The organism is Candidatus Accumulibacter contiguus (genome assembly GCF_012940005.1).
Taxonomy (GTDB): Bacteria; Pseudomonadota; Gammaproteobacteria; order Burkholderiales; family Rhodocyclaceae; genus Accumulibacter; species Accumulibacter contiguus.
The window spans coordinates 18250-28491 of sequence record NZ_SPMX01000014.1; the positions used below are offsets into that span (position 1 = coordinate 18250).

Consider the following 10242-nt stretch of genomic DNA (forward strand, 5'->3'; position numbering starts at 1 on the left):
AAATGAACAAGGGAAAGACTGTCGTTGTCGGATTGTCCGGCGGTGTGGATTCGTCGGTAGCTGCCTGGCTGCTCAAGGAACAGGGATGGCATGTGGTCGGCCTGTTCATGAAGAACTGGGAAGACGACGATAGCGACGAGTATTGCTCATCGCGCCAGGATCTGATCGATGTGATCAGCGTTGCCGACCGGCTCGGCATCGAGGTCGAAGTGCTGAACTTCGCGAGAGAATACAAGGAACGCGTTTTTGCGCACTTCCTTGAGGAATACCAGGCCGGTCGCACGCCGAATCCGGATGTGCTGTGCAACTCCGAGATCAAGTTCAGCGCTTTTCTCGAGTACGCCCAGAAGATTGGTGCAGAGCGTATCGCTACCGGTCATTACGCCGGCGTGCGCGAGTTCCAGGGCGCCTGGCAGTTGCTCAAGGCCGAGGACGGGACCAAGGACCAGAGCTATTTTCTGTACCGTCTCGATCAGCAGCAACTGGCGAAGACACTATTCCCCCTGGCCGGCTTGTACAAGCGGGAAGTTCGCAGGATTGCCGAGGCGGCTGGTCTGCATGTCGCACTCAAAAAGGATTCGACCGGCATCTGCTTCATCGGTGAGCGACCGTTCAAGGATTTCCTGATGCGTTATCTGCCTCGCAGCAAGGGTGAAATTCGTTGTCTCGACGACGACCGCGTGCTTGGCGAACACGATGGGGTGGCCTACCACACCATCGGCCAGCGCAAGGGTCTGCACATTGGCGGTGTCAAGGGCGGCAGGAGCGGCGACAGCGGTGACCATGACGCCTGGTTCGTGGCCCGCAAGGATGTCGCCGAAAACGTCCTCTACGTCGTACAGGGGCACACCCATCCGGCCCTGCTGGCCGACGAAGTGAGCGCCTGGGATTTGTCCTGGGTGGCCGGTGAAGCGCCGCATACGCACTGGGTGTACACCGCCAAAACGCGCTACCGGCAGGCCGATGCCGCCTGCGAGATCGAGCGGGTCGGCGCCGACGCCTGCCTGATCCGATTTGCCGAGCCACAATGGGCGATCACGCCGGGGCAGTCGGTAGTGATCTACGAGAGCCGCGTTTGCCTCGGGGGTGGTGTGATCGCTTGAGCCGAGTACCGGCACTCCCCTATCGCGTGATCGGCTTGTAGCGAATCCGTCTGGGCTTCGTCGCTTCCTCGCCGAGCCGGCGCTTCTTGTCTTCCTCGTACTCGTGATAGTTGCCGCTGAAGAAGGTCCATTGTGAATCGCCTTCGCAGGCTAGGATATGCGTGCAGATACGGTCGAGGAACCAGCGGTCGTGGGAAATCACCAGTACGCTGCCGGCAAATTCGAGCAGGGCGTCTTCGAGTGCGCGCAGCGTTTCGACGTCCAGGTCGTTTGATGGTTCGTCGAGCAGCAGGACGTTGCCGCCGGCGATCAGGGTCTTGGCCATGTGCAGACGGCCGCGTTCGCCGCCCGAGAGCTGGCCGACACGCTTTTGCTGGTCGCCACCCTTGAAGTTGAAGCGGCCGATGTAGGCGCGCGCCGGGGTCTCATAGCGACCGACGGTGAGCACCTCGGCACCGCCGGAGACCTCCTCGAAAACGCTCTTGTCGCCGTCGAGACAATCGCGGCTCTGGTCGACGTAGGCCAGCTTGACGGTGTTGCCGATCTCGATCTCGCCCGAATCGGGCTGCTCCTTGCCGATCAGCATCCGGAACAGCGTCGATTTACCGGCGCCGTTCGCGCCGATGATGCCGACGATTGCGCCCGGCGGCACGCTGAAGCTGAGTTTGTCGAGCAGCAGACGGTCGCCGAAAGACTTGCTGACCTCCCTGAATTCGATCACCTTGCTGCCGAGACGTTCGCCGACTGGAATGAAGATCTCCTGCGTTTCGTTACGCTTCTGATATTCGACGTTCGACAGCTCCTCGAAACGCGAGAGCCTCGCCTTGCTCTTGGCCTGGCGCGCTTTCGGGTTCTGGCGCACCCATTCGAGTTCCTGCTTCATCGCCTTGATGCGGCCAAGCTCCTGCCGACCCTCGGTTTCCAGGCGTGCTTCCTTCTGTTCGAGCCAACTCGAATAGTTGCCCTTCCAGGGGATGCCGTGGCCGCGGTCGAGTTCGAGGATCCATTCGGCGGCATTGTCGAGAAAATAGCGGTCGTGAGTGACGGCGACCACCGTGCCGGGGAAACGCACCAGGAACTGCTCCAGCCATTCGACCGATTCGGCGTCGAGATGGTTGGTCGGTTCGTCGAGCAGCAACATGTCCGGCTTCGACAGCAGCAGTTTACACAGCGCGACTCGCCGCTTCTCGCCACCGGAAAGATTGCCGATCAGTGCGTCCCAGGCTGGCAGGCGCAGCGCGTCGGCAGCGAGTTCGAGCTGGCTGTCGAGGTCCGAACCGGCGCTGGCGATGATCGCTTCGAGGCGGGCTTGTTCCTCGGCCAAATGGTCGAAATCGGCGTCAGGCTCGGCGTAGGCCGCGTAGACCTCTTCGAGCCTGGCTTGCGCCTGAAAGGCTTCGCCGAGGCCGGATTCGACTTCCTGGCGGACGGTCTTCTCGGCATCAAGCTGCGGTTCCTGCGGCAGGTAGCCGATGTGCAGATTGGGCATCGGCGTCGCTTCGCCGATGATGTCCTTGTCGACTCCCGCCATGATGCGCAGCACCGTCGACTTTCCCGAGCCATTGAGGCCGAGCAGGCCGATCTTGGCGCCAGGGAAAAAGGAGAGCGAGATGTCCTTGATGATCTGGCGCTTGGGCGGGACGATCTTGCCCACGCGGTTCATCGTGAATACATATTGAGCCATGGCAGTCGATTCAGGGGTGGTGGTTGGCGAACGCAAAGCGTCTCAAGGAGCACCAGTCTACCCGAGACTGGCGGCCAATGGCTCGCCTCTGCATCGACGATTTCAGCGCATCTACTTGTCGACGAAAGCCCGCTCGATCACATAATCCCCCTGGGCGCCGATGTACGGCGAAACCTGGAAGCCGCGCGAGTCGAGCAGGGCGCAGCAGTCCTTGATCATCGCCGGGCTGCCGCAGACCATCGCGCGGTCGCGCGCCGGGTCGAACGGTGGCAGGCCAATGTCGGCAAACAGGCGGCCGCTATTCACCAGTTGCGTGATGCGGCCCTGGTTGCGGAAGGGTTCACGGGTCACCGTCGGGTAGTAGATCAGCTTGTCGTGCACCAGATCAGCGAAAAACTCGTGACTCGGCAATTCCTCGCTGATGAACTCGCTGTAAGCCAGGTCCTTGATCCAGCGAACACCGTGGATCAGCACCACCTTTTCGAAACGTTCGTAGCTCTCGGGGTCCTGGATCAGGCTGATGAATGGCGCGAGGCCCGTGCCGGTGGCCAGCAGATAGAGATTCTCGCCGGGGCGCAGATCGCGCAGCACCAGCGTTCCGGTCGGCTTGCGACTGACCACCACCTCGTCACCGACCGCCAGGTGTTGCAGTTTCGAGGTGAGCGGGCCGTTGGGGACCTTGATGCTGAAGAACTCCAGGTAGTCGTCGTGGTTGGCGCTGGCGATGCTGTACGCACGCGTCAGCGGACGCCCCTCCTGCGGCAGGCCAATCATCAGGAATTGTCCGTTGATGAAGCGCAGCGCGGGGTCGCGCGTGGTGCGAAAACTGAACAGCGTTTCGTTCCAGTGATGTACCGAAAGGACGCGTTGCGCGGAATAATTGCTCATGGCCTGGACCCTGCTGTGCGATGGATGCGAATTATCGTAGTTGCTCATGCTATATTTGTAAAACCGATTTTTTGAATAAAGTATATCTAAAACACAGATATGAGATTCACCTTGCGCCAGATCGGCGTGTTTGTGGCGGTCGCTCGCCACGAGAGCGTCTCGCGTGCTGCTGCAGAGCTTGCGCTGTCGCAGTCAGCAACCAGTACGGCGCTTGCCGAACTCGAACGACAATACGACACGCAACTTTTTGACAGGTTCGGCAAGACCTTGCATCTCAACGAACTCGGACAGGCCTTGCTGCCGCAGGCGGTCGAACTGATCGAGCGGGCGGCGGCGATCGAAAGCGTGCTCGAAGGTCGCGCCGGCTACGGCAAACTGCGCATCGGCGCGACGCTGACCATCGGCAACTACCTGGCGACGCTGATCGTCGCCGACTTCCTCAAACGCCACCCCGAGAGCACGCTGCAATTGAGCGTGCACAACACTGCCACGATCATCGATCAACTGGCGCGCCACGAACTCGATCTTGGCTTGATCGAAGGATCATGCCGGCACCCCGACTTGGTCGTCGAACCCTGGGTGGCAGACGAGCTGGTGGTATTCTGTGCGCCCGAGCATCCGCTGGCGGGGCAGGGCACGGCAACGCTGGCCGAACTGGCCGAACAGGCATGGATCGTTCGCGAACCTGGATCGGGAACACGCGAGACCCTCGACCAGGCGCTGCGCCATCAGCATTTCGCCTTGCAGGTCCGGCTGGAACTGGAGCATACCGAAGCGATCAAGCGCGCCGTCGAGTTCGGTCTCGGTATTGGCTGCATCTCTCGCCTGGCCTTGCGCGAGGCCTTCCGGCGCGGCAGCCTGGTCGCCATCGAGACACCCGAACTCGACCTGCGCCGGCACTTTCACTTCCTCCGGCATCGTCGCAAGTTCCAGACCGCAGGTCTGCGCGAGTTCATCGCCCTCTGTCGAACGATGACCGCAGGCATCGAGCGCAGCGAGCAGATCGAGTGGTCGTTCATTCCCTAAGCTCTCAGGGGCGAATCACGGCGCCGCTTGCCGACGACTGCTCTTCGGTCAGACGGCACATCGTCCAGGGATGTAGAATAGGAAAAAATCAAACAGCTCGGTGGCCCGGCAGGTGGGCACGCAACGGAGGAGAAGCAGTGGACAGTGTGGCGAACATTGAAGAGGCGATTGGCGCACATTCCCGGTGGATGTCGCAGCTCAGGGAGGTTGTTTTTGAAGCGCACCCTGGCGTCGATGTGGAAAGCATCCGGGCGGCTGACCAATGTGAATTTGGCAAATGGTTGCACGGTCCCGCCTGGTCCGCAGAAGAACAACAATCAGACGATTACCAGGAAGTCAGCCGATTGCATACCGAGTTTCATGAACTGGCTGCGCAAGTGGTCGAGCTGGCAGCTTCCGGCAAGAAAAACGAGGCCTATGCCTTGTTCTACGGCGAATACGTCACGATGTCCGGAAGACTCGCCCTTGCCCTGCGGGCCTGGCAGGACAGGCTTACCGTGAAAGCCCGGGAAACAAAGACAAACACAGACCTCCCGCCGTCAGCAGGATAGTCAAGTAAAGCGATGGCTGGTCAGGCTGAGGCAGCGGTTGCTTCTGGCAGCTTGCCGATATTTTTGAGGGGCAGGAGCACGTCGTTGCCGTCGATGCCGAGGATACGCTCGTTAGAGATCGCCACCCGATGCGTGTAGCGACCGAGGTACTCGAGTACCGCTTAATGTGAAAGAAGCCCCCCGGAAGGCGAACGAAGGCCTGACCGGCGCCGGTCATGACGATGAGTTGGCGTGAATCAAGCGGCTGCGGGGATGAAGCCGAAGCGAGTTAGAGCCTTGATCCAGCGAGAAGCGTTGCGCTGTACGGAGATCTGCTCATAGTTGGTGGCGGAATCCCGGTAATATTCGCCCCGCTTGAGCATGAAAAAGATGGTGCGCAACATCTTGTGAGCCAAAGCGACGATGGCTCGTTGGTAACCGCGGCGAACGATCAGCGACTGGAACTTGGCCTGGAACGCCGACTTGGTGCGTCTGGCGGCGTGAGCGAACTCACACAGGAGTCGGCGGACGTAGGGATTGCCCTTGCGGATATGCCCCGACTTGCGCTTCCCCGCCGACTCATAGTTTCCTGGACAGATGCCGACCCAGGAAGCCAGGCGGTCGGGGGTACCGAAAACGCTCCTGTCGCTGCCGATTTCGACCAGCAGCATGGCCGCACCGATGACGTCGACACCGGGTAAGGTTTGCAGCAGTGCCAGGGCATTTTTCTCGCTCGCCAACTCACTGAGCAGGCGGGCGTCGAAACGGGCGATGCTCGCTTCCAGTTCTTCGATATGCCGCAACAGTTCGTCGAGAACGAACCCATGGCTCGCGGTCCATTCACCCTGGAGGGCATCGTACCATTCCTCGCGGCTGGCTTTGAGACGTCGGCTGGCGAGATGGAGCACCTCATGCGGAGGCTGGCCGTCGAGAATCGCCTTGATCATGGCGCGTGCCGACTGGCCATGGAGATCACTGACGACCACGCCCAAGCGAATGCCTGCATCGGAAAGCACTTTGTGCAGGCGGTTCTTCTCGGAGGTGAGCAGGCTGACCAGCTTCTGTCGCTGCCGGGAGATCACCCGGAGTTCACGCAGTTTGGCCGGCGGCACGAATGACCCACGCAGCAGACCGGCACGCGCCAGGGTCGCGAGCCACTGGGCGTCGCCGACATCGGTCTTGCGCCCAGGCACCTGCTTGACGTGACGGGCATTGACCACCTTCGCCCGGATGCCCACCACCTCCAGCGCCGCATAGGGGCTCTTCCAGTAGATGCCCGTGCTTTCCAGGACCACTTCGTCGGGATTCAGCGCCGCCGCCCAGGCCGCCAACGCCCGCCGGTCCTTTTTGAAGGCCCCCAATCCCAATTGATGCTGCTCGATGCGTGTCTCGCCATCCGCTTCCTCAAGGATCGCGCATGCCGTGATCTGGGCCTGATGAACGTCGAGTCCGATGACTCGTTTGTGGATGGGAACCAGTTCCATACCGTCTCCTTTCACAATACACTCGAAGGCGGGAAGCGGTGGGTGCCAGAACCGAAATTGCCTGAAGGCGACCAGTCGCCAGCGGCCCTTTTCATGTGTGCGCTCGATGGCAGCAATCCGGGGTACGAGTCGGTTCAGCGGGTCCCGTTAGCTTGTGGGGTCAAGCCGCCAAAATATTGTGCGACCTCTTCCCGCCGCTTCCCAACTCGGATCTTCTTTCATCATCCGGGGTGGCCGCAACTGCAATGACCGTTAGTGTGACGAGGCTACGTCTAGGTTCACTTGCGTTGCGGCCTGCTGCTTTGCCCTGGGAAACTTATGACCTCCGATTACTCGAACGCCGCTTCCCGGTGCTAGAAAGGCGTACGGACAACTCCTTTCACGGGACTTTAACCCGCTGGATATACCGCCGATCACGGCGAACAGCCTGGCCCCTTTATTGATTCTCCTTTTGATTCCAAACGCCCAGCCCATTGGCGGTGAGCCGATGCGGCGGGGTAAGCGCCCTGCCGACCACGCCACGCCGCCGCGTCAGCCCCAACAGGGTCGCAACGGGCAAGCACTGCGGTGGCCAGTAGCGCCGCCCATGGGCAAGGCCGGTGGCCAACGCCGCCGCCATCGGCCAAGCCGGTCGCCGGAAGAGCCAGAGGTCATGATGTGGCCGATGCGGAACTCAACAGCAGGGTTGGGTGGCGGCTCGAAGCAGGCAAGGCAGTGACCGAGCACGGCTTGAGTGCTAAACTTAGCCCCATGAACGCCCACGTAGACCACATTCTTGACGAAGCTCTCGGATTGCCTCCCGACGAGCGTTCGGCGTTGACGGTAGCGCTACTCGATAGCCTCGAAGGCAGTGACGATTCTTCAATCACGGAAGCGTGGCGGCAGGAGATCAGGGCGCGGCAAGCGGCCCTTCGGGCTGGGACAGTCAAGGCCGCTCCTTGGGCGGAAGCCAGAGCGAGACTGAGCGCTCTGTGACGCGCTTCGCAGTCGAAATTCTGCCCGAAGCAGAGGCAGAAGTCAGAGAGGCATTCCTTTGGTATTTCGATCGCAGCCCTATCGCGGCCCAGGCTTTTCGAACTGAAACGCTTGAGGCGATTGATCGACTTGCGGTCGATGCGCTGATGTGGCCCGAAGACGAGGATGCGATCAGGCGACATGTTCTTCGTCACTTCCCCTACACAGTCTTCTACGAGATTCTGGGCAGTACAGTGACAGTGCTCGCTGTCGCGCACCAGCGCCGTAAGCCAGGATACTGGCACATGCGCTAAGGCCACGTAAGGCTCCATCTTCCAATGCCCAACGTGAAAGCTCAGGCGACGGCCGCGGCTTTATGCGGCCGGTCGCCTGGAGCGCAGGGTTGGGCGAAAAGTTGGCAAATGGTCCGCCACGGCTGAGTGGCCTGCCGACGCGGCCACGGGCTAAGCATCCGGCCCGGCCGCGCCACGCCGCAAGCGCGTCAGCCAGCCAGGCTTGCAGGATAACGACGCCCGCCCAGCACACCGCCTCGCCAGCGGCTGCACGGCCGCGAGGGGGAAGTGCCGCGTTTGGCAAAGCCACAGCCCCTGGGCAAAGCCTTCGGCCGCGACAGCTCTGGGTCATGATTTGGCTCCGCACGCCCAACGTGAAAGCTCAGCGGCACACGGCCAGCCGGAGCGAAGCGGAGGCCGGCCTGCCCGCTGGAGCGCCTTGTTGGGCGGCATCACGGCTGAGGAACGTCAAGATCCTTGCAAATACGGCAAGCAAGGTACTCATTGATTTCTCGGTGACGCGGGACGGTGGTCGATTTTCCCGCTACGCGATTAACAAACACCGTGTGGCTGCCACCCTCCCGGAATAGCTCGCAGCCGTGACGCTGCAAGTGCCTCACGAGATCATGGCGTTTCATTACGCAGCCGCAACAAGCCGCTCTTTAAAGACTTGGCGCCCTTGGATCGATTCCTCGGCAAGCGCGCGATTAGCTTCTAAAACCAACTCGATGGCTTCATGCAGATTCTCCCGAGCTTCAGCCAAAGTGGTGCCCTGCGTATTGGCGCCAGGAAGCTCTTCAACGAAGGCGATGTAGCCTTCAGGAACCTTCTCAAAAACCGCCGTGAATTCCATGATGCACCTCGCCATGAACCGGGACTGGGCAATTATATCAGAGCGCGCTTTCTTGACGCCCAAAGTGAAAGCGCAGGGCCCCAGGAAGTGCTGGGTTGGGCGAAGAGTTGGCAAATGCCCGGCCACTGCTGACCGGCCACGGGCCAAGCATCCCTCCGGACCACGTGGGGACGCAAGCGCGTCAGCCAGCCAAATGGCAGGATAACGACGCCCGCCCAGCACGCTGCCGCGTCAGCCGCTGTGCGACCGCGAACGGATGAACATAACCCCAAGGCCAGACGTAACTACTCAGGTACTGCATCTTGTTAAAAATCAACACGTTGCGAATATTGAAATAGCATAATGACGAATGGGACTGATTTAGAATCAAGTGGTTGCAAGTTTATGCCATTGTTCTCATGTTTCTAACCAATTGTTTTTACATAACAATTTGACCTGAGTAGTTACGGCCAGACAATAAGAGCAGGAGCGTCGCGGGCTCCGGTACGGCGGCGACATCGCCGGGGCGAACCGCCCAGGCAAAGAACTCTTTGTCCTTGCCGCTCGCGCGCTGTTGGCCGTTGACGGTGTAAAAATGCCACGCAGCGGTTGCTGCCTCCGGCGCGTACTCCGTGGCGGACCAAAAATTGTCTGAATTGTCGGACGGGTCGGCAGAGGTGGACGGGATGTTGATAAACATTGCAACATCAGGATCGGTACTGGTCAGGAGAGAGTACCCGGCAGTACCCCCCAGGTCCGCGTAAAACAGATGCCCCATCTCACTGCCAGTAGTTGTAGCCAAAGCTTATACCACCAGCCAGGTGGTTGCTACAACTGGCATCCGGTTGCAGCGTGGTGGGTAGGCGCCAGTCACTGTAGCCGCCGTACACCAGACCCGCCGCCCAAGCGTTGGCAGCCGTCCAGTTCATCAGGCCATCCGCGTCAACGCCACTGGTCTTGGCGTAATTGGCATCGGACAACCAGGTTATGTTGAGTACGTTGTCGTAAATCAGGCCGCCGCCACGGTCAATCAACATGGCCTGCGCCGCGCCGCTCAGTGCAATGCCCGCCAGCAGGGCGGTAAGCGCAGGAATTTTCACAAGACTCGTAACTACTCAGGAGTCCTCCGCCAAGCGGACAGGCTGAAGCGTGGCGACGCTCAGGTACTGGAATTTTTGCTCAGAGCGAACGTCCAAGCTTTCAAGAGAACCCAGCATTGACCTCGCAATGGATAGGCTTCGTACAGGTGAGTGGGCATGGACGAGATTCCCGACCTTGAACGACTGAGTGTTGCCGAGAAGGATGATCTGATCCGCGAGCTTTGGCCCTTACGTGCGCTGGTGCGGCAGTTGAGGGGAGAAGTGGAGAAGCTGCAGGCGAAGGTGCAGGAACTGGAAGGTCGAGGGGCCAAGAATAGCCACAATTCGAGCAAACCACCGTCCTCGGAT

13 protein-coding genes and 1 pseudogene are annotated in these 10242 nt (G+C 60.4%); 6 read left to right on the top strand and 8 right to left on the bottom strand.

Going from position 1 to position 10242, the window contains the following annotated elements:
- Positions 1–2: 2 nt before the first annotated feature.
- A complete protein-coding gene (gene mnmA, locus E4Q08_RS06740; protein ID WP_169069802.1) occupies positions 3–1103 on the top strand; it encodes a tRNA 2-thiouridine(34) synthase MnmA in 1101 nt (366 codons plus the stop codon).
- A 19-nt stretch (positions 1104–1122) separates the two neighbouring features.
- On the opposite strand, the gene ettA is transcribed toward mnmA, so the two are convergent.
- Positions 1123–2787, bottom strand: a complete 1665-nt coding sequence (gene ettA / locus E4Q08_RS06745) for an energy-dependent translational throttle protein EttA (protein ID WP_169069803.1) — start codon at positions 2785–2787, stop codon at positions 1123–1125.
- A gap of 111 nt (positions 2788–2898) precedes the next feature.
- Complete coding sequence (locus E4Q08_RS06750) at positions 2899–3675, bottom strand: ferredoxin--NADP reductase (RefSeq protein ID WP_169069804.1); 777 nt, start codon at positions 3673–3675, stop codon at positions 2899–2901.
- A 99-nt stretch (positions 3676–3774) separates the two neighbouring features.
- Between E4Q08_RS06750 and E4Q08_RS06755 the strand changes: the two genes are divergently transcribed.
- Positions 3775–4701 (top strand): LysR family transcriptional regulator, encoded by a 927-nt coding sequence (locus E4Q08_RS06755; protein ID WP_034920386.1) that lies wholly within the window; start codon positions 3775–3777, stop codon positions 4699–4701.
- 137 nt (positions 4702–4838) lie between these two features.
- Positions 4839–5252, top strand: coding sequence for a CZB domain-containing protein (locus tag E4Q08_RS06760; protein WP_034920387.1), 414 nt, complete (start codon positions 4839–4841; stop codon positions 5250–5252).
- Between the two features lie 62 nt (positions 5253–5314).
- Here the strand turns inward: E4Q08_RS06760 and E4Q08_RS26350 are convergent.
- Positions 5315–5413: pseudogene (locus E4Q08_RS26350) on the bottom strand (transposase); the annotation flags it as partial.
- A gap of 75 nt (positions 5414–5488) precedes the next feature.
- Positions 5489–6715: an IS110 family RNA-guided transposase gene (locus tag E4Q08_RS06770; protein WP_169069805.1), complete on the bottom strand. Its 1227-nt coding sequence runs from the start codon at positions 6713–6715 to the stop codon at positions 5489–5491.
- A gap of 750 nt (positions 6716–7465) precedes the next feature.
- On the opposite strand from E4Q08_RS06770, the gene E4Q08_RS26020 reads away from it, so the two are divergent.
- A complete protein-coding gene (locus E4Q08_RS26020; protein ID WP_169069806.1) occupies positions 7466–7690 on the top strand; it encodes an addiction module protein in 225 nt (74 codons plus the stop codon).
- Positions 7687–7983, top strand: coding sequence for a type II toxin-antitoxin system RelE/ParE family toxin (locus E4Q08_RS06780; RefSeq protein WP_169069807.1), 297 nt, complete (start codon positions 7687–7689; stop codon positions 7981–7983). Before E4Q08_RS26020 ends, E4Q08_RS06780 begins: the two co-directional genes overlap by 4 nt.
- A gap of 431 nt (positions 7984–8414) precedes the next feature.
- Here E4Q08_RS06780 and E4Q08_RS06785 read toward each other — a convergent pair whose 3' ends face one another.
- From E4Q08_RS06785 to E4Q08_RS06800, 4 genes are all read right to left on the bottom strand, one after another.
- Entirely contained in the window at positions 8415–8600 is a 186-nt protein-coding gene (locus E4Q08_RS06785) for a type II toxin-antitoxin system HicA family toxin (protein WP_169069808.1), read from the bottom strand.
- Positions 8600–8815, bottom strand: a complete 216-nt coding sequence (locus tag E4Q08_RS06790) for a type II toxin-antitoxin system HicB family antitoxin (protein WP_169069809.1) — start codon at positions 8813–8815, stop codon at positions 8600–8602. Before E4Q08_RS06790 ends, E4Q08_RS06785 begins: the two co-directional genes overlap by 1 nt.
- 418 nt (positions 8816–9233) lie before the next feature.
- Complete coding sequence (locus E4Q08_RS06795; protein ID WP_169069810.1) at positions 9234–9494, bottom strand: Lcl C-terminal domain-containing protein; 261 nt, start codon at positions 9492–9494, stop codon at positions 9234–9236.
- Between the two features lie 79 nt (positions 9495–9573).
- On the bottom strand, positions 9574–9894 hold the full coding sequence (locus tag E4Q08_RS06800; RefSeq protein ID WP_169069811.1) for a hypothetical protein: 321 nt from the start codon (positions 9892–9894) through the stop codon (positions 9574–9576).
- 156 nt (positions 9895–10050) lie between these two features.
- On the opposite strand from E4Q08_RS06800, the gene E4Q08_RS06805 reads away from it, so the two are divergent.
- Positions 10051–10242, top strand: a 192-nt coding sequence (locus E4Q08_RS06805; RefSeq protein WP_248594746.1) for a DUF6444 domain-containing protein, incomplete at its 3' end; no start/stop codon positions are given.